The following is a 24012-nucleotide window of genomic DNA, read 5'->3' on the forward strand; positions in this document are numbered from 1 at the left end:
TGGGTGAGCAGGATTATCGGAGAAATACCATGTCTTACGCAGTAATCGTTACCGGCGGCAAGCAGTACAAAGTCGCTCCAGGTGAATACCTGAAGATCGAGAAACTGGAAATCGCCACCGGCGAATCCGTTACCTTTGATCGCGTTCTGTTGGTCGCCAATGGCGATGACGTGAACATCGGCGCTCCAGTTGTTGCGGGCGCTACCGTTGTGGCTGAAGTGATCTCCCAAGGTCGTCACGATAAAGTCCGCATCATCAAGTTCCGTCGTCGTAAGCACCACATGAAGCGTATGGGCCACCGTCAGTGGTACACCGAGATCAAAATCACCGGTATTCAGGCTTAATTTCAGCCTAATCCCCTTTTTGGAGAATTGAACTCATGGCACACAAAAAAGCTGGTGGTAGTACCCGTAACGGTCGCGACTCAGAAGCCAAACGCCTTGGCGTGAAGATGTATGGCGGCCAGGCTATCAAAGCGGGCAACATCATCGTGCGTCAGCGCGGCACCCAATTCCACGCCGGTTACGGCGTTGGCATGGGTAAAGATCACACTCTCTTCGCTAAAGTCGAAGGCGTGATCAAGTTTGAAGTAAAAGGCGCGTTCAACCGCCGTTACGTGAGCATCATCGCGGCTTAATCGCGAGGATGCTGGAGAAGCCCCGTCTTGCGACGGGGCTTTTTCGTTTGTGGGGTGAGTCTCTTGCAAAGCTGTTTGTATGGGCTGTCGGCGCTGGATTTTTCGGTCGTTGATTGAGGTCGCCGCGCTCATCTTTGCAAGAGTCTTATACTTGTGATTTTTCAGCTCGTCCTGGTGGCGAGAGGCGTGTGTTATGAAGTTCGTTGATGAAGTATCGATTCGCGTAAAAGCTGGCGACGGCGGCAACGGTTGCATGAGTTTCCGTCGGGAAAAATTCATCGAAAACGGCGGTCCCAACGGCGGTGACGGTGGTGACGGCGGCTCGATCTATATGGTCGCCGACGAAAACCTCAATACCCTGGTGGATTATCGCTATACCCGGCACTTCGATGCCGAGCGCGGTTCCAATGGCGGCAGCACCGACTGCACCGGCAAGAAGGGTGAGGATCTGGAGCTGCGCGTGCCGGTCGGCACCACGGTGATCGATTCCGCCACCCAGGAAGTCATCGGTGACCTGGTCAAGGCTGGTCAGCGCCTGCTGGTGGTCCATGGCGGCTGGCACGGCCTGGGCAACAGCCGTTTCAAATCCAGCACCAACCGTGCGCCGCGCCAGACTACGCCGGGCAAGCCGGGCGAGCAGCGCGACCTCAAGCTGGAAATGAAGGTGTTGGCGGACGTCGGCCTGCTGGGCTTGCCGAACGCCGGTAAAAGTACCTTTATCCGTTCGGTCTCGGCCGCCAAGCCGAAGGTGGCGGATTATCCGTTCACCACCCTGGTGCCGAACCTGGGCGTGGTCAGCGTCGACCGCTGGAAGAGCTTTGTCATCGCCGACATCCCGGGTTTGATCGAGGGTGCTTCCGGTGGTGCCGGTCTGGGGATTCGCTTCCTCAAGCACTTGGCGCGCACGCGTTTGCTGCTGCACCTCGTCGACATGGCGCCGCTGGATGACAGCAGTGCGCCGGATGCCGCCGAAGTGATCGTCAATGAGCTGACCAAGTTCAGCCCGTCCCTGGCTGAGCGTGATCGCTGGCTGGTGCTGAACAAGTGCGACCAGATCCTCGAGGAAGAGCACGAGGAGCGGGTCAAGGAAGTGGTCGAGCGCCTGCAGTGGACCGGTCCGGTCTATGTGATCTCGGCGATTGCCAAGGAAGGGACCGAGCGCCTGACCCGCGACATCATGCGCTACCTGGAAGATCGTCTCGATCGTCTGGCCAATGACCCTGCCTATGCCGACGAGCTGCGTGATCTCGATCAGCGCATCGAAGATGAGGCGCGTGCCCAGTTGCAGGCCCTGGATGACCAGCGTGCCCTGCGCCGCAGCGGCGTCAAGAGCGTCCACGACATCGGCGACGATGACTGGGATGAAGAAGATGTCGATGACGAAGATGGCCCGGAAATCATCTACGTGCGCGACTGATGTTGCCGCATGTTGTGCGGATTGGCCGCTGCTCGAGGGTGAGCGGGCGGTCTATCTGACGGGTGGCGGTGTTATCATCGTCATCAGCCTGTTCCACCTGGCGCCGCTCATTCGAGCGGCGTTCTGGTTTCTGGGAACCGGCTACCCTGAACAATCGCATGGGCAGTGCTCGGTCGTGCTGCCCGCAAGCCAAGGTTGAAAGATGATGCGGAGCAAGGTGACAGGTGCGCAGCGTTGGGTCGTGAAGATCGGCAGCGCACTGCTGACGGCGGACGGCAAGGGTCTGGATCGCGCCGCAATGGGGGTCTGGGTCGAGCAGATGGTGGCGTTGCATGAGGCGGGCGTCGAGCTGGTGCTGGTGTCTTCTGGTGCGGTGGCGGCGGGTATGAGTCGTCTGGGTTGGACGGTGCGACCGACGGCCATGCACGAGTTGCAGGCCGCCGCGGCCATTGGTCAGATGGGTTTGGTGCAGGCCTGGGAATCGAGCTTTGCCGAGCATGGCCGGCATACCGCGCAGATCCTGCTGACCCATGACGATCTGTCCGACCGCAAGCGCTACCTTAATGCGCGCAGCACCTTGCGGGCGCTGGTGGAGCTCAAGGTCATCCCGGTGATCAACGAGAACGACACCGTGGTCACCGATGAAATCCGTTTCGGCGACAACGACACCCTGGCGGCGCTGGTGGCCAACCTGGTGGAGGCGGACCTACTGGTGATTCTCACGGATCGCGATGGCATGTTCGACGCCGATCCGCGCAACAACCCCGATGCCCAGCTGATTTATGAGGCCCGAGCCGATGATCCGGCCTTGGATGCGGTGGCGGGCGGTACCGGTGGTGCGCTGGGGCGTGGCGGTATGCAGACCAAGTTGCGCGCGGCGCGGCTGGCGGCGCGCTCCGGGGCGCACACGATCATTGTCGGCGGGCGCCTGGAGCGGGTGCTGGATCGCCTGAAGGCGGGCGAGCGTATTGGCACCTTGCTGTCGCCTGAGCGTGGCATGCTGGCGGCGCGCAAGCAGTGGCTGGCCGGGCATCTGCAGACCCGTGGCACGCTGGTGCTCGATGACGGCGCGGTGAATGCGCTGGCGCGGGATCACAAGAGTTTGCTGCCGGTGGGCGTGAAGCTGGTCCAGGGCAGCTTCCGGCGTGGTGAGATGGTGGTGTGCGTGGCGTCGGACGGTCGTGAGATCGCCCGTGGGCTGGCGAACTACAGTGCGCTTGAGGCGCAGAAGATTATCGGGCAGCCGTCGGATGCGATTGTCGGTGTGCTGGGGTATATGGCGGAGCCTGAACTGGTTCACCGCGATAACCTGATTCTGGTGTGATGGATTGAGGGAGAGGGCTATGGGTATCGCAAAGGGATTCTTGGGATTGCTGCTGGCGATGCCATTGCTGGCGTCGGCGGAAGAGATTGGTCAGGTGTCGACGGTCTTCAAGTTTGTCGGGCCGAACGATCGTATCGTGGTCGAGGCGTTTGATGATCCCAAGGTCGAGGGCGTGACCTGCTACCTGTCCCGGGCCAAGACCGGCGGCTTGAAAGGTGGTCTGGGGTTGGCCGAGGATCGTGCCGAGGCATCGCTGGCCTGTCGTCAGGTCGGGCCGATTCGTTTCAGTGGTGAGTTGAAGGATGGCGAGGAGGTGTTCAAGGAGCGCACCTCGCTGGTGTTCAAGACCATGCAGGTGGTGCGGTTCCTCGACAAGAAGCGCAATACCCTGGTGTATCTGGTCTATAGCGACCGCTTGATCGAAGGTAGTCCGCAGAATGCGGTGACGGCGATTCCGATCCTGCCTTGGCCGCATCAGTAAGGTATTGGGGCGGTAGTTGTGTTGTCTGGTTCTGGCGTCGAACGCGAACCTGTAGGAGCAGGGCTTGTCGGGACGCCGCACCGCCGCGAAGCTTTTGGCGATCTTGAGGGCCTCTTCGCGGGCAAGCCCTGCTCCTACAGATTGGTGTGATTTTCTGTAAGGAGTGTCGGAATTGCAGGCAATAAAAAACCGACCCTGGGGTCGGTTTTTTAACAAGCGTGTCGCTTAGGCTGCAACAGCAAGGTTCAGGGCCTTGATGTGGCCGTTCAAACGACCCTTGTGACGAGCGGCCTTGTTCTTGTGGATGATGCCTTTATCGGCCATACGGTCGATAACAGGAACAGCCAGAACATAAGCGGCTTGAGCTTTGGCAGCGTCTTTTGCGTCGATGGCTTTAACTACATTCTTGATGTAGGTACGAACCATGGAACGCAGGCTGGCGTTGTGGCTGCGACGCTTCTCAGCCTGTTTTGCACGTTTTTTGGCGGAAGGTGTGTTGGCCACCGTCGAGCTCCTCGAAAGACTTTTTAGGAAATAGCAAACAAAATAGGCCGCGAATCATGCCGATGAGTTGAGGTCTTGTCAAGGGCGGGTGATACGTTCCGCTGAGTGGTCGATCTTGAAGTGACGGGTGATTTATTTCCGGCGCCTGACCTGTAAACTCGCGAGCTTTGGCTCTGTGCTGTTGCGGCGCGGAGTATCGCACAACTGGGCGCTTTGTTCGCCTGCTCTTTCTCCAAAGGCGCACACTCTTTTAATGAATCTGCTCAAATCGTTGGCTGCCGTCAGCTCTATCACGATGATTTCCCGGGTTCTGGGCTTCGTTCGCGATACGATTATCGCGCGTATCTTCGGGGCCGGAATGGCCACCGATGCCTTCTTTATTGCCTTCAAGCTGCCCAACCTGCTGCGGCGGATCTTTGCCGAGGGCGCGTTTTCCCAAGCTTTCGTGCCGATCCTGGCGGAATACAAGAGTCAGCAGGGTGAGGAGGCGACCCGAACCTTTATCGCCTATGTCAGCGGCCTGCTGACCCTGGTGCTGGCGTTGGTGACTGTGCTGGGCATGGTCGCCGCGCCCTGGGTGATCTGGGCCACGGCCCCGGGGTTCACCGACACGCCGGAGAAGTTCAAGCTGACCTCCGACCTGCTGCGGGTGACGTTCCCTTATATATTGCTGATCTCGCTGTCCTCCCTGGCGGGGGCGATCCTCAATACCTGGAACCGTTTTTCAGTGCCGGCCTTCGTGCCGACGCTGCTGAACGTGAGCATGATCATTTTTGCCCTGTTCCTGACGCCGTACTTTGACCCGCCGGTCATGGCCCTGGGTTGGGCGGTGCTGGCCGGTGGCCTGGCCCAACTGCTCTACCAACTGCCGAGCCTGAAAAAGGTCGGCATGCTGGTGCTGCCACGGCTGAGTCTGCGTGACGCCGGCGTCTGGCGGGTAATGAAGCAGATGCTGCCGGCGATTCTCGGGGTCTCGGTGAGCCAGATCTCACTGATCATCAACACCATCTTCGCCTCTTTCCTGGTGGCGGGCTCGGTGTCCTGGATGTACTACGCCGACCGCTTGATGGAGTTGCCGTCCGGGGTGCTCGGTGTGGCCCTGGGCACCATCCTGTTGCCGATCCTGTCGAAAACCTATGCCAGCAAGGACCGCCACGAGTATTCGCGGATTCTCGACTGGGGCCTGCGCCTGTGCTTCGTGCTGGTGTTGCCGTGCTCCCTGGCGCTGGCGATTCTCTCCGAGCCGCTGACGGTGGCGCTGTTCCAGTACGGCCAGTTCAGTGCCTTTGATGCCTCCATGACCCAGCGTGCGCTGGTGGCCTACTCCCTGGGCTTGCTGGGCATCATCATGATCAAGGTGCTGGCGCCGGGCTTCTACGCGCAGCAGAACATTCGCACGCCGGTGAAAATCGCGATTTTCACCCTGACGGTCACGCAACTGCTCAACCTGGTCTTTATCGGGCCATTGGCCCATGCCGGGCTGGCGCTGGCGATCAGCGCCGGGGCTTGTATCAATGCCGGGCTGCTGTTCTGGCAATTGCGCAAGCAACAACTCTTTGTGCCGCAGCCGGGCTGGGGCGTCTATCTGCTGAAGCTGGTGCTGGCGGTGGCGGTGATGTCGGCGGTATTGCTGGGGTTGATGCACATCATGCCGGCCTGGGACCAGGGGCACATGTTCGAGCGTTTCCTGCGTTTGGGTGGGTTGGTGGTGGCCGGTGTGCTGGCCTATTTCGGCATGTTGGCGGCGATGGGGCTGCGCCTGCGGCATTTCAATCGCAAATCATTGACGTAGCTCGGGGTACCCCCGAGAGGGTGTCACGCAAGAGAGTTTTGTCGGTTCGATCGATTTGGGTGCTGCTGTTGCCTGTCGTCGGCCGTCGGGTGTGGTTATAATCGACCACTTTATGAGCAAGAAGCGCGTTATGCAGCTGGTTCGAGGCCTTCACAACCTGCGCCCCCGGCATCGGGGCTGCGTCGCCACCATTGGCAACTTTGACGGTGTTCACCGTGGTCACCAGGCTATCCTGGCCCGACTGCGTGAGCGTGCGCTGGAGTTGGGTGTACCCAGCTGCGTGGTGATTTTCGAGCCGCAGCCCCGTGAATTCTTTGCTCCGGACACCGCGCCGGCACGTCTGGCGCGCTTGCGCGACAAGCTGAAACTGCTGGCCGCCGAGGGCGTCGACCGGGTTCTGTGCCTGGCCTTCAACCAGCGCCTGAGCAAACTCAGCGCCGCCGAGTTCGTCGATACCATCCTGGTGGGCGGTCTCGGCGTGCAGCATCTGGAGGTCGGCGACGATTTCCGCTTCGGCTGTGATCGCGTCGGCGATTTCGAGTTCCTGCAACAGGCGGGCAGCGCCCGGGGTTTCACCGTCGAGGCGGCGCAGACCGTCGAGCTCGATGGCCTGCGGGTCAGCAGCACCCAGGTACGTAATGCCCTGGCGGCGGCTGACTTCGCCTTGGCCGAGCGCTTGCTCGGTCGCCCGTTCCGGATTGCCGGACGGGTGCTGCATGGCCAGAAGCTGGCGCGCCAACTGGGCACGCCGACCGCCAACGTGCAGCTCAAGCGCCGTCGCGTGCCGTTGACCGGGGTTTACCTGGTCAGCGTCGAGATCGACGGCCAGCCGTGGCCGGGCGTCGCCAATATCGGCGTGCGGCCCACGGTTTCAGGGGATGGCAGCGCTCACCTGGAAGTGCACCTGCTGGATTTTACCGGTGATCTGTATGACCGGCGTTTGACCGTGGTTTTCCACCACAAGCTGCGCGATGAGCAGCGATTCGCCTCCCTGGAGGCGCTCAAGACGGCGATCAATGCGGACGTCGCCGCCGCCCGTGCCCACTGGCAGGGTTCACCGCTTAAAAAGAGCCTGAAATGACCGACTACAAAGCCACGCTTAACCTTCCGGACACCGCCTTCCCAATGAAGGCCGGCCTGCCACAGCGCGAACCGCAGATTCTGCAGCGCTGGGACAGCATTGGCCTGTACGGGAAGTTGCGCGAGATTGGCAAGGATCGTCCGAAGTTCGTTCTTCACGACGGTCCTCCGTATGCCAACGGCACGATCCACATCGGTCATGCGCTGAACAAGATTCTCAAGGACATGATCATCCGGTCCAAGACCCTGGCCGGCTTCGATGCCCCTTATGTGCCGGGTTGGGACTGTCATGGCCTGCCGATCGAGCACAAGGTCGAAGTGACCCATGGCAAGAACCTGGGCGCGGACAAGACCCGCGAACTGTGCCGTGCCTACGCCACCGAGCAGATCGAAGGGCAGAAGTCCGAATTTATCCGCCTGGGTGTGCTCGGCGACTTCGCCAACCCCTACAAGACCATGGACTTCAAGAACGAGGCCGGTGAAATCCGCGCACTCGCCGAAATCGTCAAGGGCGGTTTCGTGTTCAAGGGCCTGAAGCCGGTGAACTGGTGCTTCGATTGCGGTTCGGCCCTGGCCGAAGCCGAAGTCGAATACCAGGACAAGAAGTCCTCGACCATCGACGTGGCCTTCCCGATTGCCGACCAGGACAAGCTGGCCGCCGCATTCGGCCTGCCGTCCCTGGCCAAGCCGGCGGCGATCGTGATCTGGACCACCACCCCGTGGACCATCCCGGCCAACCAGGCGCTGAACGTCCACCCGGAATTCAACTACGCCCTGGTGGATGTCGGTGACCGCCTGCTGGTACTGGCTGAAGAGCTGGTCGAATCGTGCCTGGCGCGCTACAAACTCGAAGGCTCGGTACTGGCCATTGCCAAGGGCGAAGCCCTGGAACTGATCAACTTCCGTCACCCGTTCTATGACCGTCTGTCGCCGGTGTACCTGGCCGACTACGTCGAACTGAGTGCCGGTACCGGTATCGTTCACTGCTCCCCGGCCTACGGCGAGGACGACTTCAAGATCTGCAAGCAGTACGGCATGGTCAACGATGAGATCCTCAACCCGGTGCAGAGCAACGGCGTGTATGCCGAGTCCCTGGAGTTCTTCGGCGGCCAGTTTATCTTCAAGGCCAACGCGGGCATCGTCGACAAGCTGAGCGAAGTCGGCTCGCTGTTGCATACCGAAACCATCAGCCACAGCTACATGCATTGCTGGCGCCACAAGACCCCGCTGATCTACCGCGCCACCGCACAGTGGTTTATCGGCATGGACAAGGCCCCGGTGGCCGGCGATACCCTGCGTGAGCGCGCGCTCAAGGCCATCGAAGAGACCCAGTTCGTCCCGGCCTGGGGCCAGGCGCGCCTGCACTCGATGATCGCCAACCGTCCGGACTGGTGCATCTCCCGCCAGCGCAACTGGGGTGTGCCGATCCCGTTCTTCCTCAACAAGGAAAGCGGCGAGCTGCACCCGCGTACCGCCGAGCTGATGGAGCAGGTGGCCCAGCGTGTCGAAGTCGAAGGCATCGAAGCCTGGTTCAAGATGGACGCCGCCGAGTTGCTGGGCGACGAAGCGCCGCTGTACGACAAGATCAGCGACACCCTCGACGTCTGGTTCGATTCCGGCACCACCCACTGGCACGTGCTGCGCGGTTCGCACCCGATGGGCCATGAGAGCGGTCCACGGGCCGACCTCTACCTGGAAGGATCGGACCAGCATCGCGGCTGGTTCCACTCGTCCTTGCTGACCGGTTGCGCCATCGACAACCACGCGCCTTACCGCGAACTGCTGACCCACGGTTTCACCGTCGACGAGGCGGGTCGCAAGATGTCCAAGTCGTTGGGCAATGTGATCGCGCCGCAGAAAGTCAACGACACCCTGGGTGCCGACATCATGCGTCTGTGGGTTGCCTCGACCGATTACTCGGGCGAGATGGCGGTCTCCGACCAGATCCTGCAACGCAGCGCCGACGCCTACCGGCGTATCCGCAACACCGCCCGTTTCCTGCTCTCCAACCTGAGCGGCTTCAACCCGGCCACCGACCTGTTGCCGGCCGACGAGATGCTCGCCCTGGACCGTTGGGCCGTGGACCGCGCGTTGTTGCTGCAACGGGAGCTGGAACTGCACTACGGCGAATACCGTTTCTGGAACGTCTACTCCAAGGTACACAACTTCTGCGTGCAGGAGCTGGGCGGTTTCTACCTCGACATCATCAAGGATCGCCAGTACACCACCGGCGCCAACAGCAAGGCCCGGCGTTCCTGCCAGACCGCGCTGTACCACATCAGCGAGGCGCTGGTGCGCTGGATCGCGCCGATCCTGGCTTTCACCGCCGACGAGCTGTGGCAGTACCTGCCGGGCGAGCGCAACGAGTCGGTCATGCTGAATACCTGGTATGAAGGCCTCAGCGAGCTGCCGGAAGGCTTCGAGCTGGACCGCGCCTACTGGGAGCGGATCATGGCGGTCAAGGTCGCGGTCAACAAGGAGATGGAAAACCTGCGGGCGGCCAAGGCCATCGGCGGCAACCTGCAGGCCGAAGTGACCCTGTTCGCAGAAGAGGCCCTGGTGGCCGACCTGGGCAAGCTGAGCAACGAACTGCGTTTTGTCCTGATCACTTCCACCGCGACCGTTGCGCCATTGGCGCTGGCTCCGGCGGATGCGGTGGTCACTGAAGTCGCCGGGCTCAAGCTCAAGGTGGTCAAGTCCGCCCATGCCAAGTGCGCCCGTTGCTGGCATCACCGCGAGGATGTCGGGGTCAACCCGGAGCATCCGGAAATCTGCGGTCGTTGCGTGGACAATATCAGCGGCGAAGGCGAGGTGCGCCACTATGCCTAATACCAGTGCCGGCCGTTTCGGCCGCCTGGGCTGGCTGTGGTTGAGCGTGCTGGTCCTGGTCATCGACCAGGTCAGCAAGCTTCACTTCGCAAGCTCGCTGTCCCTGTACCAGCAGATCGTGATCATCCCCGATTACTTCAGCTGGACCCTGGCCTACAACACCGGCGCGGCCTTCAGCTTCCTGGCTGAAAGCTCCGGTTGGCAGCGCTGGTTGTTCGCGCTGATCGCGCTGGTGGTCAGCGCGGTACTGGTGGTCTGGCTCAAGCGCCTGGGACGCAACGAAACCTGGCTGGCGATTGCGCTGGCGCTGGTGCTCGGCGGTGCCCTGGGCAACCTGTATGACCGCATGGCCCTGGGTCACGTGATCGATTTCGTCCTGGTGCACTGGCAGAACCGCTGGTACTTCCCGGCGTTCAACTTTGCCGACAGCGCCATCAGCGTCGGCGCGGTGATGCTGGCGCTGGATATGTTCAAGAGTAAAAAGTCCGGAGAACCCGTTCATGACTGAACACGCAGTGGCTGAGCAACGCATCGGTCAGAACACCCAGGTCACCTTGCATTTCGCCTTGCGCCTGGAAAACGGCGACACTGTCGACAGCACGTTCGACAAGGCCCCGGCGACCTTCAAGGTCGGCGACGGCAACCTGCTGCCGGGCTTCGAGGTGGCGTTGTTCGGCTTCAAGGCCGGTGACAAGCGTAACCTGACCGTGGCCCCGGAAAATGCCTTCGGCCAGCCGAACCCGCAGAATGTGCAGGTCATCCCGCGTTCGCAGTTCCAGGACATGGAACTGTCGGAAGGTTTGCTGGTGATCTTCAACGATGCGGCCAATACCGAGCTGCCGGGTGTGGTGAAGGCGTTCGACGACGCCCAGGTGACCGTCGACTTCAACCACCCGCTGGCGGGCAAGACCCTGACCTTCGATGTCGAGATCATCGAGGTCAAGGCGCTTTAATATTTCCCCTTGCGCGCAAGACACGAGGCACAGCATGCATATCAAACTCGCCAACCCCCGTGGCTTCTGCGCCGGCGTGGACCGGGCGATCGAAATCGTCAACCGGGCCCTGGAAGTCTTCGGCCCGCCGATCTACGTGCGCCATGAAGTGGTCCACAACAAATTTGTCGTCGAAGACCTGCGCGCCCGTGGCGCCATCTTCGTCGAAGAGTTGGAGCAGGTCCCGGATGACGTGATCGTGATCTTCAGTGCCCACGGCGTTTCCCAGGCCGTGCGCACGGAAGCCTCGGGTCGTGGCCTGAAGGTGTTCGACGCAACCTGTCCGTTGGTGACCAAGGTGCATATCGAAGTGGCGCGCTACAGCCGCGACGGTCGTGAATGCATCCTGATCGGCCACGCCGGCCACCCGGAAGTCGAAGGCACCATGGGCCAGTACGACGACGCCAATGGCGGTTCGATCTACCTGGTGGAGGACGAGAAAGACGTCGCCGCCTTGCAGGTGCGCAACCCGGAAAAACTGGCGTTCGTGACCCAGACCACCTTGTCCATGGACGACACCAGCCGTGTGATCGATGCCCTGCGGGCGCGCTTCCCGGCCATTGGCGGGCCGCGCAAGGACGATATTTGCTACGCCACGCAGAACCGCCAGGACGCGGTCAAGCAACTGGCGGACGAATGCGATGTGGTGTTGGTGGTGGGCAGCCCGAACAGCTCCAACTCCAATCGCCTGCGCGAGCTGGCCGAGCGCATGTCGACGCCTGCCTACCTGATCGACGGTGCCGAAGACCTGCAGCGCAGCTGGTTCGACGGTGTCGAGCGGATCGGCATCACCGCCGGGGCTTCGGCACCGGAAGTGCTGGTGCGTGGCGTGATCCAGCAGCTCCAGGCCTGGGGCGCGACCGGTGCCGACGAGTTGGCCGGGCGTGAGGAGAATGTGACCTTCTCCATGCCCAAGGAACTACGCGTTCGCTCCTTGCTGTAAGCCCGGGGAGGCGCAGAGTGCCTCGGGTATTGCTCTTTTTTCGAGCCTGATCCGACCGGTTGCTGCCAGGATCACCTGATGGTGGCTGACCGGCTGGTCCCTGGCGCAGATATGCAGTGTGCCGCCCATTGAGGTGCTGTTGTTCGGGTTGAGCCATCCGACAGAGGTGAAGCGGACAAACTGCGTGAGCCACCGGTTGCCTCTGATCGGTGTCAGTCCGTCGCCATGTCGTTCAACCAGCACCGGGTTGTCCGGATCCAGGTGGCCTTGCCCACTGCGGTCGACAATGATCCGCCAGCCTCGACTCCAATCTTCTTCCAGGGCATACATGACGACCGCCTGCTGGCGTAGAATCGCCTCGGTTCTCGCCATTTGCAGGCCATTGGCCAGTTCGTCGGCGCTTATCTGGCGCCGCTGTGAGGCGATCAGTTCGCTGAATGCCGGGCTGGCGAGTTGGGCAAGAATGCCGATGACGGCAAGACCAATCAGTAACTGAACAAGGCTGAATCCTTTCTGATCCATCTGGGCTCCCTCCTGGAGACTGAGTGTTTCGGCGCGATCCGGGCGCTGATCCTGGGAAAACAACCGTACGTCCTGATGAAGAATGTTTTAGGTTGTACCGCTAGTTATAGTCGATGGCATCGAGGGATTTCTCATGCGCCGCAGTACTCACGGCTTTACCTTGGTCGAGTTGATGGTCACCCTTGCGGTCTTCGCGATCCTGGTGGCGATTGCCTTGCCGTCGTTCACCAGTTCGATCCAGGGTTCCGAGGCTGATACCGAGGCCAGCGACCTGGTCCGTGGTCTGAATTTCGCGCGGCTCGAGGCCATGAACCGAGGTGTTTCCGTACGTGTCCGGCCGACCACGGCCAACGCGGCCTGGACTACAGACCTGGGGGTTTTGCAGGTGTCGAGCGATGGCGCCAACCCCCAATACATTAGGATCGTACCGGCCATGACCAGCGGCGCGACCCTGGTGGTGACCTCCGGAGTAACCACCCTCGATTTCAATAACCTGGGTGGCTTGTCCGTCCCCGGTTCCGCGGTGGTTTTCACCTATACGCTGGGCACACAAAGCCGCGTGATCAATGTGTGCCTCAATGGCCGGGTTTCATTGGGCGGAGGTTGTTGATGCGACGGACGAGGAGCGCGAGGCAATCAGGGATGACCCTAGTGGAGGTGCTGATTTCGGTGTTGATCCTTGCTGTCGGCCTGCTGGGGGCGGCGGCGATTCAGCTTGATGCGCTGATCTACACGGACAGCTCGAAGATGAGAAGTCAGGCCAGTTTCATTGCCTATGACATGATGGATCGTATCCGTGCCAATCCGGATGCGGACTATACCCTGGCCCATGCTAATGCTGTCACCGCTACGGCGGGTTCGACGGTGGCCCGGGATGCCGATTTCTATGATTTCAAGACCAACATCAATAATTTTGCCGGGGCTACCGGGTGGGACGGGAGCATTGTCGTGAATGGCAGGGCGGTCACTATCAGCATCAACTGGAGTGACCTGCGGGCCGCCAACATGACCAGCGACAAAACGCCGGGTACCAGTTTCACGCTCAATAGCCGCGTTGCAGTCGATCCGGTAGCCGGGCCATGATCCGTCATAGCAGAGGCTTCGGCCTGATCGAGTTGATGATCGCCATCACCCTGGGACTGATCGTCGTCTTGGGGATTACCCAGATATTCGTCGCGGCCAAGAGTACCTATATCAGCCAGAACAAGGCCGCCGGCATGCAGGAGGATGCGCGCTTTATCCTCAGCAAGATGGTGCAGGAAATTCGTATGGTCGGCATGTTCGGCTGCCTGGCCACCAGCGCCATCAATACCACGGCGGCGGCGGATTTCCTGGCGATTGCCCCCACGCCGATCACTTGGAACAGCGCCAGCAATACCCTGACGCTGGTGACCGCCGATATCGGCGGCAATGGCGGGGCGCCGACCTGGACGATCGTTTCCGATTGTCGCAATACGGCGACGGCCACCCAGGGGGCAGCTACTCCGGCCGCCGGGCAAATGGCCTTCCCCTTGCGCAAGCAGATCTATGCCTTCAGCAACAACCAGATTACCGTCGCCACCGGAGCCGGCCAGGCGGCCGGGCTGGTGAGCAATGTCAGGAGCTTCACCGTCTCCTTTGGTGTCGCGATATCCGCGACCGATATTGCTGTCAGCTCTTACAGCAGCAATCCCGCAGACCCGGCAACCATCCGCAGCGTGCGCCTGCAAATGACCCTGTACGATCCGCTTGGCCAGGTCGCCGATCAGCAGTACAGCGTGGTTGCGGCTCTGCGCAACCGGCTCCAGTAGGTGGACTTCGTATGATGTGCTCGCCCCGAAAGCACCCAGGCTTGAGGTCTGGTCCGCAGCGTGGCATGGCGCTGTTGATCAGCCTGATATTCCTGTTGCTGTTGACCCTGATCGGCATTTCCTCCATGCGCAACGCGACGTTGCAGGAAAAGATGGCCGGGAGCGTGACCTTCCGCAATACCTCGTTCCAGACTGCCGAGGCGGCGCTGCGCACCGGTGAAAGCGCGGTTCAGCAAAGTACCTACGTCCTGGCGGTGTGCACCACCAACGTCACCTGTGCGCCGCCGGCGGAGTCCGCCACGGTATCGGCCGCCGGGACCAATGGCACCTCGGGGGTGACCTGGATCGCCGCCGGCAGCGGCTTCTACGGGGTACAGAACCTAGGTACCACGATGGCGGCGGTCAATGTGCCAAGCAATACCTCGGCGACCCTGTACCGCGTGACGGCAGTGGCCATCAACGGCAATTCGCGGTCAATTGTGGAGAGTGTCTATGCCAAGTATTAAGGCCCGCGAAAGCCGTTTTTCAGCTTGGTCGCGGCGGCTTGTCGGCGCCTTGCTGGGGCTTTATCTGGCGGCGCCGGTGTATGCGTTCACGCCTTCGGACTCACCGCTGTTGAGCGCGGCGGCGGTGGCGCCGAACGTGATGCTGCTGGTGGACGACTCCGGCAGCATGGACAACCTGATCTGGGCCACGGGTTTCGATCAGACGAAGGTCCCCCTGCAGGTCTACAACTGCTATTCCTATTCCAATTGCGGCAGCCTGCAGACACTGGACATGACCAGTGACAACCAGTTCATCGGCAATCTGTATCCGGGTAGTTGCCCGTCCGGTTACAGCGGTTTCACCTTGTCGACCAGCAAAAACGCGAGCGTTTACTGCCTGAAGTTGCCGGACCCGTTGGGGGGCGGCAACACGCGGATCTCCAACAAGTATCTTTACTATCTGATCACCCAGATGACGTCCCTGCAAAAGGACTACACCGACGGAACGATTCCCACCGATTACCGGATCAACGTCGCGCGTAACGTGGCCTCGTCGCTGGTAACCAACAACCGCAACCTGCGTATCGGCCTGGCAACCTTCAACCCGCCGAGTTACTACGACCCGGGGCCCGGCGGTTATATCGTTCGCTCGATCAGCGACCTGTCTCCGGTCAGTGGCACGGTGACGCAGGCCCAGGCCGATACGAACTACAACAACCTGCTGTCCTCGATCGGCACGCTGCGTTCGATCGCCAACACCCCGCTGGCCGAGACCTACTATGAGATCACCCGCTATTTTCGCGGCATGACGCCGTACTACAACTCATCGCCCAGCACCTATACCAGCCCGATTCAGTATCGTTGCCAGAAAAACTACGGCGTGGTGGTCACCGATGGTTTGCCAACCTACGACCGTACCTTCCCGACGAACGATCCCCAGGCCCAGGGCGGCCCCCCCTCACTGCCAAACTGGGATGGCGTCGTCGATGGCAATAACCCCAACGGCGACAATGAAGGGGATACCCTGTACCTCGACGATCTCGCCAAGTTCGCCTACGACATCGATATGCGTTCCGCGGGTAACGACGCAGCCGGGAAGAGCTGGGACAGCCCCGACTTTCCCAAGCAGAACATGTTTACCTACACCGTGGGGCTGACGGCCAGCAACCAGATGCTCGCCAACTCGGCCAACTACGGTCACGGCAAATACTACCTGGCCATCGACCAGGCCGGCTTGAGCACGGCGCTGTCGTCCGCCTTCAGCGATATCACCTCCAAGGCCGGTTCCGGTGGCGGCGGGGCGTCCAATTCGGCGAGCGCGGGGACCGCGACGAGTTATTTCCAGAGCGCCTACGACCCCAAGGACTGGCGCGGCACGATCAAGTCCTATGGCCTCAATACCAACGGCACGGTCAATCTCGCGGCGGTCAACTGGACGACCGACAGCACTATCCTTCCGGGGGCTACCCCACCGCTGTATCAATCCTGGAATACCACCAGCAACGCTGCGATCAGCCTGGCCTTCACGGGTTTTTCCTTAACGCAGCAGACCACCCTCAACCAGAACCTGCCCACGGGTATCCTCGGCACCGATCTGGTGGAGTGGAGCAAAGGCACCAACAAGACGGGTTTGAAGGTGCGTACCGTTTTGCTCGGCGATATCATCAATTCGCCGGTGGTGGTGGCGTTGCCAACCGCGCAGACGGCCTCCGATCTGGTGGGCGACAGCAGCTATACCAGCTACCTGGCCACCAAGGCCACGGGGATGAACAGCAGTCTGGTGGTCAATGCCAACGACGGCTTCTTCAGTGTCATCGACGCGACCAAGGGTACCCGGCTCTATGCCTATATGCCTTCCAGCGTGTTGCCTTCACTGCACTTCATTTCGGACCCGGCTTATGCCGGCGGCACCGGGCACAAATTTCTCAACGACGGTCAGGTAGGGGTCTACGATGCCCAGTTCAGCAACAGTGCCTGGAAGACCGTGGCCCTGGGCGGCGTCGGGGCCGGCGGCAAGGCCTTCTACGCGGTCCAGCTGTACGATGCGTCGGCCGGCAACGTGTACAACGCCCTTTGGGAGATGCGTGCCCCGGATACACCTAACACTGGCAACGCCTTCAATGACCTGGGGTACGCCTATGCCAAACCCGAAGTGGCGAAGCTCTCCGATGGCCGCTGGGCGGCGTTCATCGCCAATGGCTATGGCAGCAACTCCGGGGTGGCGGCCTTGTATGTCGTGGATATTCGCGACGGTTCGCTGATCAGCAAAATAGTGGTCAACACCAGCGACACCACCAATGGCCTGTCCTCGGTGAAGTTGACAGTGAACGCGCAAAACGTGGTGCAGGCCGCCTACGGCGGGGATCTCAAGGGAAACATGTGGAAATTCGACTTGAGTGCCACATCGCCCTCCGGCTGGGGCCTGGCCTTTGCCGGCAGTCCGCTGTTCACGGCGCCGGGCACCACCACCCAGCCGATCACCGCACAGCCGCTGCTGGCGGCCAACCCGGCTGGTGGCACCATGGTGTTTTTTGGTACCGGCAAGTTCAACGAGACCGCGGACAAGCTGAGCAAGGCCGTACAAGGCTTCTATGCCGTCTGGGATGCCGGCGGCAGCACCGGGCAATGGACTGTCAGTAACCTGCAAGCCCAGTCGATTACCGGGCTGTTCACCTCCAACGGCATCCAGTTCTTCACCACCAGCACCAACGCCGTGACCTATCCGACGCAAAAGGGTTGGTACCTGCCGCTGATCTACAACAACGTCGCGGCCGGCGAGCGGGTGATCTACCCGGCACAGATCACCCTCGGTCGGATCATTTTCACCACCGCAGCGGTGGATACCACCGACCCTTGCGTCAGTTTCGGTACCGGCAAGGTGGTGGAATTGGATGCGTTTACCGGCAAGATGCTCAGCTATCCAGTGCTCGATACCAACGGCAGTGGTGTGGTTGATGCCAACGATCTGCAATCCAGCGGCTTTATCTTTTCTGTCGGTATTCCGAATCTGACGAGTATCCTCAACCAATCCACCGCCAAGATTTTCAGCGACTCCAGTGGCGGCACGACCTCCATGGCGGAAAAGGGTGGCGGTGGCAGTCGGCGGATCATGTGGCGACAAATTCAATAGGGAAGGCGGTGTATGCAAAAAATCTCCAAGGGCTTCACCTTGATCGAGCTCATGATCGTCGTCGCCATTGTCGCTATCCTGGCGGCGGTGGCTTATCCCAGTTACAGCGAATATGTGAAGCGCACGCACCGTTCGGAGATTGCCGGGCTGTTGTCCGAGCAGACCCAGAATCTCGAACGGTTCTACTCGAAGAACGGTACCTACTCGGGGACGGCGCCGACTGTGCCGACGGTCAGTGCCGGCAATGCCTATTACACAATTGCCGCGACCTTGAATGCCCAGGATTTCACCCTGGCAGCGACGGCGGTGGCCGGGTCGATGATGGTCGGTGACAAGTGCGGTGGCTTCACCATCACCAACACCGGTCAGCGCAGCAATCCTGGTGCTGCTGCGGGTGCGACCCTCCAGGTCTGCTGGGGGCGGTGATCGCTGGGTTTCTGGGTCCGGCCCGCACCGGTTTCTTTTTCTGTTGGATGACGTGATGACAACGCAACAACACGTGGTAATCATCGGCGGCGGCGTGATTGGCCTGTTGACTGCCTTCAATCTGGCCGCCGAGGTCGGGCAGGTGACATTGCTCGACCGTTCCGGGTTGGGCCAAGAATCCTCCTGGGCCGGCGGTGGTATCGTTTCTCCGCTGTACCCTTGGCGCTACAGCCCGGCGGTCACGGCCCTGGCCCATTGGTCCCAGGACTTCTATCCACAACTGGGCGAGCGCTTGTTTGCCGCCACCGGTGTCGATCCCGAGGTTCACACCACCGGCCTGTACTGGCTCGATCTGGACGACGAAACCGAGGCCCTGGCCTGGGCCGAACGTGAGCAGCGTCCCCTGAGTGCGGTGGATATCTCGACGGTTCACGACGCGGTGCCGGTGATGGGGGGGGGGTATTCCCGAGCCATCTATATGGCCAATGTTGCCAATGTGCGTAACCCGCGCCTGGTGAAATCCCTCAAGGTAGCCTTGCAGGCCTTGCCCAATGTGACGATTCGCGAGCAGTGCGAAGTCGCCGGGTTTCTCCGTGAAGGCGAGCGCGTGGTCGGCGTACGCACGGCCACGGGTGAGCTGCGTGCCGATCAGGTCGTGCTCTCGGCGGGGGCCTGGAGCGGCGAACTCTTGGGCAGCTTGGGGCTGGCGCTGCCGGTCGAGCCGGTCAAGGGCCAGATGATACTCTACAAGTGCGCGGCGGATTTTCTGTCGAGCATGGTCCTGGCGAAAGGCCGCTATGCGATTCCCCGGCGTGACGGGCATATCCTGGTGGGCAGCACGCTGGAGCATGAAGGCTTCGACAAGACGCCGACGCTGTCGGCGCTGGAAAGCCTCAAGGCCTCGGCGGTCGAGTTGATTCCGGCGTTGGCGCAGGCTGAGGTGGTCGGGCATTGGGCGGGATTGCGCCCGGGTTCGCCCGAGGGGATTCCCTATATCGGCCGGGTGCCGGGGTTCGAGGGGCTATGGCTGAACTGCGGGCATTTTCGCAACGGACTGGTGCTGGCGCCGGCGTCCTGCCAGCTGTTTGCCGATCTGTTGCTGGGACGCGAGCCGATCATCGATCCGGCGCCTTATGCGCCCGAGGGCCGGATCTGAGGCTTAATCCAGCCCGAGCTTTTTGAGCCGATAGCGCATCGAACGAAACGACAGGTTCAAGCGCTGGGCCGCCGCCGTGCGGTTCCAGCGGGTTTCCTCCAGGGCCTGGAGAATAAGCTTGCGCTCGATGCTCTCCAGATAATCTTCCAGATTGTCGATCTGCGCCAGGCTCGGTTCGCCGACTTGCATGGTGCTCCCGCCACCCTCGGCCAGACGCAGGTCGCCGGCTTCGATCTGTTCGTTTTCACACAGGGTGTAGGCCCGCTCGAGCATGTTCTCCAATTCCCGCACGTTGCCAGGAAAGCGGTAGCCCTTGAGCGTATCCAGCGCCAGCGGATGCAAGCGAGCCGCCGGCATGCCGCTGCCCGAGGCCAGCCGATTGAGAACATTGGTGGCCAGGGGCTCGATATCGTCGCGGCGCTCACGCAAGGATGGCACCCGTAATTCAATGACATTCAAGCGATAGTAGAGGTCCTGGCGAAAACGCTCGGCACTGACCTCAGCGTTCAGGTCCTTGTGGGTGGCGCAGAGGATGCGCACATCGACGATTTCCTCCTGCTGGCCGCCGACACTGCGCACAGCCTTTTCCTGGATGGCGCGCAGCAGCTTGACCTGCATCGCCAGCGGCAAATCGGCGACTTCATCGAGAAACAGCGTGCCGCCATTGGCCGCCTGGAACAGCCCCGGTTTGTCCTCCACCGCGCCGGTAAAACTGCCTTTGCGATGGCCGAAAAACTCGCTTTCCATCAGCTCGGCCGGAATCGCCCCACAGTTCACCGGTACGAACGGCCGTTCGGCGCGTGGTCCCTGTTCATGGATCAGCCGCGCCACCAGCTCCTTGCCGCTGCCCGACTCGCCGCTGATATACACCGGTGCCTGGCTGCGGGCCAGTTTGTCGATCTGCTTGCGCAGGGCGCGCATGGGCAGTGAATCCCCCAGCAGCCGGCTGTCGATGGACGGCGCCTTGCCACCGCTGGTGGGCAAACGCAGGGCGCTGGCGACCAGTTCCCGCAGGCGGGCCAGGTCCACCGGCTTGGTCAGGAAATCGAAGGCGCCGGACTTCAGGGCGTTGATCGCGGTGTCGAGGCTGCCATAGGCGGTGATCATCGCCACCGGCAGTTGGGGATAACGTTGCTGGATATGCTGCACCAGCTCAAGACCGGTGCCGTCCGGCAGGCGCATATCGGTCAGGCACAGGTCGAAATTTTCCTGGGCCAGCTTTTCCCGGGCTTGCGCCACATTGCGCGCACTGCTGGTGTCGAGTTTCATCCGGCCCAGGGTTATTTCCAGGAGTTCGCGGATATCCGGTTCATCGTCGACGATCAGGATCTTCTGCCGTGGGCTCATGTTCAACTCTGTTTACGTGCGTGAGCGAAGGTGATGCGAAAGCAACTGCCGCCTTGGCGTACCGAGTAGTCTAGGCGCGCCTGGTTGCTTTCGCATAGCTCGCGGGACAGGTAGAGGCCAAGGCCGGTGCCCTGGCTCTCGGTGGTGAAGAACGGTTCGAACAGGTGCTGGCGTTGCTCGGCGGCGACGCCGGGGCCGTTATCCAGGACTTCCAGGGTCGGCAGCCCGTTGTTCGGGTCCACTGCCAAGGTCAGCCAGACCTGCGCCAGTTCATGCAACTGGGCGCTGTAGCGCAGGCCGTTTTCCAGCAGGTTGTTCAGCACCTGGGTCAGTTGCAGCGGATCGGCGCGGGTCTGCAGGGACGCGTCGTCGATCTGCAGGTGCAGGCACTGTTTGGGCCGGGAACGCTCGCGCCATTCGTTGACAAAGGCCTGCAGCCACTTATTGAGGTCGAGCAGTTGCGCTTGTGTCTGGCGCCGCCGGGACAGTTGGAGCACGTTCTCGATCACCAGGTTCATGCGTTTGGACTGGTCCTGGATGATCTGCGTGAGACGGCGGTCCGCCTCCGGCATCTGCTCCGACTCCTGTAGCAGTTGGGCGGCGTGGCTGATGGCGCCCAATGGGTTACGGATCTCATGGGCAATCCCGGCGGTCAGGCGCCCGAGGGCCGCGAGCTTGAGCTGCTGGGCCTGCTGGGCGATCTGCGACAGGTCTTCGAGGAAGACCAGTGTCTGGGTCTGCTCGCCGCGCTTGAGCGCGATAAAGCTGGGCTGCAGGATCGGACCGGCGCCGAGGATCTTCAGGCTTTGCGGGCGCAGTATCGGATTGCGTTGCCAGACTTGCAGGCGCTCGACCAATTCCAGGGAATAGGCGTCGAGCACATGACCGTTCAGGTCCTGCTCCCCCATCAGCGTCTGCGCCCCCTGGTTGGCGAGCTGCACCCGGTGTTGTTCGTCAAGCACCAGGATGCCGGTGCGCATACGCTGCAGGATCAGGGCGTTGAGCTCTTCCAGATTGGTGACGTCGCTGGCGCGTTGTTCGGCGAGGTTTTCACTCACCGCCAGCAACCGGGTCAGACCCTGGACCAGAACCGCGGCAGCGAAGCACAAGATGCCCAGCAAACCGGCCTGCACGTAATAGCCGGCGGCGGCCGGGCGGCTGAAGCTCAGGTAGAAGGTCAGGTAAATGATGCCGATGGCCGAGACGGCGGCGATCAGCAGGCCGATGCGGCCGCGCAGCAGTACGTTGCTGATGGCCACGGAGGCGATCAGCAGGTTGCCGATGCCGCTCGGTGCGCCGCCGGCGGCATAGAACAGGCCGGACAGCATCACCGCATCCGCCAGTGCCAGGATAAAGACCTGGCCCTGGCGCCTGGGGTTTTCCAGCAGGGCCACCACCAGGATATTCAGGATCAGGTAGATCCAGCTACCGGTGCGGAACAGTTCGCCGTCGGCCAGTTCCAGCAGTTTGTCGTCCATCTTGCTGGAGATCAGCAAGACCAGGGCGATACCGATGCTCAGACGGTAGAGATGATAAAGCCGTAGCAGGCGCTGGGCCTGGGCGCCGCCGAGACTGAAGGTCTCAGCGCTCACGAGGGCCCGGGCCTTGCTCGAGGTGGGCCTGGCTGCAATACCAGTCCTGTTGCACGCTCAGGGCGCGGTCACGGGGCAGGTGCACGCCGCAATGGGCGCAACGGACCATGGGCGCGGCTTCCAGTGTGTCTGCCGGGCGGTTGGGGGCGGTGGGTCGATTGAATTTACGCCAGAACCACACGGCGGCCGCAATCAGTGCAATCCAGAACAGTAGGCGAACCATGGCAACCCGCTTATTGGCAAATGATCCGGCAGTTTAGCCAAGGACATGCCGGGCGCACAGCGCATTTGATAGGGGGCGTGGCGAAGGCAAAAAAAAGAGCCTCCAAAGGCTCTTTTCTTACGCCGGCGGCGGGTAGGGGAAGAGGGCGGCGCTGAATGGGCTGCCGCCATCGCCGGCAAGCCGGCTCCTACACGGGGCTGTGACTCAGTCGAACACGCCGAAGGTCATGTAGCTGAACCAGGAGCGGTTGCTGCTGCCTTTGCTGCCTTCGGCCTCGTGTTGCTCTTCCTGGGCCGCGTCGCCGCCTTCCGGCTTCAGGTCCGACGGAATCGAATCCTTGGCGTCCTGGAACTGTTTGACCACGTCCTGGTTGGCGCGGGTTTCGCCCGGCGGCAGCGGTGGACGGGATTCGATCAGGCCCAGGGTGACCTTGCTCATCCACGAACGGTTGTCCGCCTCGGCGACCCGTGGCACGAACTGACCGTCCACCAGCGTCGGATGGTTCGGGTAGTTGGTTTTCAGCACTTCGAGGCTCGAAGCCGCCAGTTCGTCCAGGTGCAGACGCTGGTACGACTCGACCATCACCGCCAGGCCGTCACCGACCGAAGGGGTTTCCTGGAAGTTTTCCACGACATAACGACCGCGGTTGGCGGCGGCGACATAGGCCTGACGGGTCAGGTAGTAGTCGGCCACGTGGATCTCGTAGGCCGCCAGCAGGTTGCGCAGGTAGATCATGCGCTGCTTGGCGTCCGGCGCGTAGCGGCTGTTCGGGTAGCGGCTGGTGAGCTGGGCGAACTCGTTGTAGGAGTCACGGGCCGCGCCCGGGTCACGCTTGGTCATGTCCAGCGGCAGGAAGCGCGACAGCAGGCCGACGTCCTGGTCGAACGAGGTCAGGCCCTTGAGGTAGTAGGCGTAGTCCACGTTCGGATGTTGCGGGTGCAGGCGAATGAAACGCTCGGCGGCCGACTTGGCAGCCTCAGGTTCGCCATTCTTGTAGTTGGCGTAGATCAGTTCGAGCTGGGCCTGGTCGGCGTAGCGACCGAACGGATAACGCGACTCCAGAGCCTTGAGCTTGGCGGTGGCGCTGGTATAGCTGTGGTTGTCCAGGTCGGCCTGCGCCTGCTGGTACAGCTCGACTTCGCTCAAGTTTTCGTCGACGACTTCCTTCGACGAGCAAGCAGCAGTCAGTGCGAGGATGGCGATCAGCAGCAGGTGTCTCACTTGCATGGCGGCTTGCGTCCCTATGACGGCCGCTGTCTTGGGCGGGGCCGTCCTGTTATGATGAGTGCCCCGTTGATAGCCTCGGGGCAAAAGACGCCGTATTTAACCACAAGCGCGCAGC

The 24012-nt window shown here is 61.5% G+C and carries 25 protein-coding genes; 19 read left to right on the plus strand and 6 right to left on the minus strand.

The features are described from left to right. Positions 1-29 precede the first annotated feature (29 nt). From rplU to M5C56_RS13085, 6 genes are all read left to right on the plus strand, one after another. Positions 30-344, plus strand: a complete 315-nt coding sequence (rplU, locus tag M5C56_RS13060) for a 50S ribosomal protein L21 (RefSeq protein ID WP_003176051.1) — start codon at positions 30-32, stop codon at positions 342-344. A gap of 35 nt (positions 345-379) precedes the next feature. Continuing rightward, entirely contained in the window at positions 380-637 is a 258-nt protein-coding gene (gene rpmA / locus M5C56_RS13065; protein WP_100941438.1) for a 50S ribosomal protein L27, read from the plus strand. Positions 638-830: 193 nt separating this feature from the next. After that, the gene (cgtA, locus tag M5C56_RS13070; RefSeq protein WP_103498809.1) at positions 831-2054 is read left to right on the plus strand and encodes an Obg family GTPase CgtA; all 1224 of its coding nucleotides are present in this window, start codon (positions 831-833) and stop codon (positions 2052-2054) included. Further along, complete coding sequence (locus M5C56_RS13075) at positions 1999-2253, plus strand: hypothetical protein (RefSeq protein WP_177099339.1); 255 nt, start codon at positions 1999-2001, stop codon at positions 2251-2253. Before cgtA ends, M5C56_RS13075 begins: the two co-directional genes overlap by 56 nt. A gap of 6 nt (positions 2254-2259) precedes the next feature. Beyond that, a complete protein-coding gene (gene proB / locus M5C56_RS13080) occupies positions 2260-3378 on the plus strand; it encodes a glutamate 5-kinase (protein ID WP_103498812.1) in 1119 nt (372 codons plus the stop codon). A gap of 19 nt (positions 3379-3397) precedes the next feature. Continuing rightward, the gene (locus M5C56_RS13085; protein WP_103498808.1) at positions 3398-3859 is read left to right on the plus strand and encodes a CreA family protein; all 462 of its coding nucleotides are present in this window, start codon (positions 3398-3400) and stop codon (positions 3857-3859) included. A 225-nt stretch (positions 3860-4084) separates the two neighbouring features. Here M5C56_RS13085 and rpsT read toward each other — a convergent pair whose 3' ends face one another. Continuing rightward, the gene (gene rpsT, locus M5C56_RS13090) at positions 4085-4363 is read right to left on the minus strand and encodes a 30S ribosomal protein S20 (protein ID WP_032861879.1); all 279 of its coding nucleotides are present in this window, start codon (positions 4361-4363) and stop codon (positions 4085-4087) included. A gap of 253 nt (positions 4364-4616) precedes the next feature. Here rpsT and murJ point away from each other — a divergent pair, with 253 nt between their 5' ends. From murJ to ispH, 6 genes are all read left to right on the plus strand, one after another. Continuing rightward, positions 4617-6155 (plus strand): murein biosynthesis integral membrane protein MurJ, encoded by a 1539-nt coding sequence (gene murJ / locus M5C56_RS13095; RefSeq protein WP_103498807.1) that lies wholly within the window; start codon positions 4617-4619, stop codon positions 6153-6155. A 130-nt stretch (positions 6156-6285) separates the two neighbouring features. After that, positions 6286-7236 (plus strand): bifunctional riboflavin kinase/FAD synthetase, encoded by a 951-nt coding sequence (ribF, locus tag M5C56_RS13100; protein ID WP_103498806.1) that lies wholly within the window; start codon positions 6286-6288, stop codon positions 7234-7236. Next, on the plus strand, positions 7233-10064 hold the full coding sequence (gene ileS, locus M5C56_RS13105; RefSeq protein ID WP_103498805.1) for an isoleucine--tRNA ligase: 2832 nt from the start codon (positions 7233-7235) through the stop codon (positions 10062-10064). The genes ribF and ileS overlap by 4 nt, the downstream gene beginning before the upstream one ends. Continuing rightward, complete coding sequence (gene lspA, locus M5C56_RS13110) at positions 10057-10572, plus strand: signal peptidase II (protein WP_103498804.1); 516 nt, start codon at positions 10057-10059, stop codon at positions 10570-10572. The genes ileS and lspA overlap by 8 nt, the downstream gene beginning before the upstream one ends. Positions 10573-10579: 7 nt before the next feature. After that, positions 10580-11017 carry an FKBP-type peptidyl-prolyl cis-trans isomerase gene (fkpB, locus tag M5C56_RS13115; protein WP_177145078.1) on the plus strand — a complete coding sequence of 146 codons (438 nt, stop codon included), beginning with the start codon at positions 10580-10582 and terminating at the stop codon, positions 11015-11017. A gap of 34 nt (positions 11018-11051) precedes the next feature. After that, entirely contained in the window at positions 11052-11999 is a 948-nt protein-coding gene (gene ispH / locus M5C56_RS13120; protein WP_103498803.1) for a 4-hydroxy-3-methylbut-2-enyl diphosphate reductase, read from the plus strand. On the opposite strand, the gene M5C56_RS13125 is transcribed toward ispH, so the two are convergent. After that, positions 11976-12521: a GspH/FimT family pseudopilin gene (locus M5C56_RS13125; RefSeq protein ID WP_103498811.1), complete on the minus strand. Its 546-nt coding sequence runs from the start codon at positions 12519-12521 to the stop codon at positions 11976-11978. The two genes, ispH and M5C56_RS13125, sit on opposite strands and share 24 nt — an antisense overlap. Positions 12522-12654: 133 nt before the next feature. On the opposite strand from M5C56_RS13125, the gene M5C56_RS13130 reads away from it, so the two are divergent. The 7 genes from M5C56_RS13130 (at position 12655) to thiO (ending at position 19508) form a co-directional block, all read left to right on the plus strand. Continuing rightward, positions 12655-13131 carry a GspH/FimT family pseudopilin gene (locus M5C56_RS13130; protein ID WP_103498802.1) on the plus strand — a complete coding sequence of 159 codons (477 nt, stop codon included), beginning with the start codon at positions 12655-12657 and terminating at the stop codon, positions 13129-13131. Then, positions 13131-13604: a type IV pilus modification protein PilV gene (gene pilV / locus M5C56_RS13135; RefSeq protein WP_283094346.1), complete on the plus strand. Its 474-nt coding sequence runs from the start codon at positions 13131-13133 to the stop codon at positions 13602-13604. Before M5C56_RS13130 ends, pilV begins: the two co-directional genes overlap by 1 nt. Beyond that, positions 13601-14311 carry a prepilin-type N-terminal cleavage/methylation domain-containing protein gene (locus M5C56_RS13140; RefSeq protein WP_103498800.1) on the plus strand — a complete coding sequence of 237 codons (711 nt, stop codon included), beginning with the start codon at positions 13601-13603 and terminating at the stop codon, positions 14309-14311. The genes pilV and M5C56_RS13140 overlap by 4 nt, the downstream gene beginning before the upstream one ends. A gap of 65 nt (positions 14312-14376) precedes the next feature. Continuing rightward, entirely contained in the window at positions 14377-14817 is a 441-nt protein-coding gene (locus M5C56_RS13145; RefSeq protein ID WP_247263167.1) for a PilX N-terminal domain-containing pilus assembly protein, read from the plus strand. Then, the gene (locus M5C56_RS13150) at positions 14804-17926 is read left to right on the plus strand and encodes a PilC/PilY family type IV pilus protein (protein WP_103498798.1); all 3123 of its coding nucleotides are present in this window, start codon (positions 14804-14806) and stop codon (positions 17924-17926) included. Before M5C56_RS13145 ends, M5C56_RS13150 begins: the two co-directional genes overlap by 14 nt. A 12-nt stretch (positions 17927-17938) precedes the next feature. Next, the gene (locus M5C56_RS13155; RefSeq protein ID WP_103498797.1) at positions 17939-18352 is read left to right on the plus strand and encodes a type IV pilin protein; all 414 of its coding nucleotides are present in this window, start codon (positions 17939-17941) and stop codon (positions 18350-18352) included. Positions 18353-18407: 55 nt separating this feature from the next. Next, positions 18408-19508, plus strand: a complete 1101-nt coding sequence (thiO, locus tag M5C56_RS13160) for a glycine oxidase ThiO (protein WP_103498796.1) — start codon at positions 18408-18410, stop codon at positions 19506-19508. 3 nt (positions 19509-19511) lie between these two features. On the opposite strand, the gene M5C56_RS13165 is transcribed toward thiO, so the two are convergent. The 4 genes from M5C56_RS13165 to M5C56_RS13180 form a co-directional block, all read right to left on the minus strand. Then, complete coding sequence (locus M5C56_RS13165; protein ID WP_103498795.1) at positions 19512-20855, minus strand: sigma-54 dependent transcriptional regulator; 1344 nt, start codon at positions 20853-20855, stop codon at positions 19512-19514. A gap of 2 nt (positions 20856-20857) precedes the next feature. Continuing rightward, positions 20858-22447 (minus strand): ATP-binding protein, encoded by a 1590-nt coding sequence (locus M5C56_RS13170; protein WP_103498794.1) that lies wholly within the window; start codon positions 22445-22447, stop codon positions 20858-20860. After that, positions 22437-22670, minus strand: coding sequence for a PP0621 family protein (locus M5C56_RS13175; RefSeq protein WP_103498793.1), 234 nt, complete (start codon positions 22668-22670; stop codon positions 22437-22439). The genes M5C56_RS13170 and M5C56_RS13175 overlap by 11 nt, the downstream gene beginning before the upstream one ends. A 204-nt stretch (positions 22671-22874) precedes the next feature. Beyond that, complete coding sequence (locus M5C56_RS13180) at positions 22875-23897, minus strand: outer membrane protein assembly factor BamD (RefSeq protein ID WP_103498792.1); 1023 nt, start codon at positions 23895-23897, stop codon at positions 22875-22877. Positions 23898-24012 lie beyond the last annotated feature (115 nt).

It is taken from the genome of Pseudomonas sp. MWU13-2862, from assembly GCF_023242495.1.
GTDB lineage: Bacteria > Pseudomonadota > Gammaproteobacteria > Pseudomonadales > Pseudomonadaceae > Aquipseudomonas > Aquipseudomonas gingeri_D.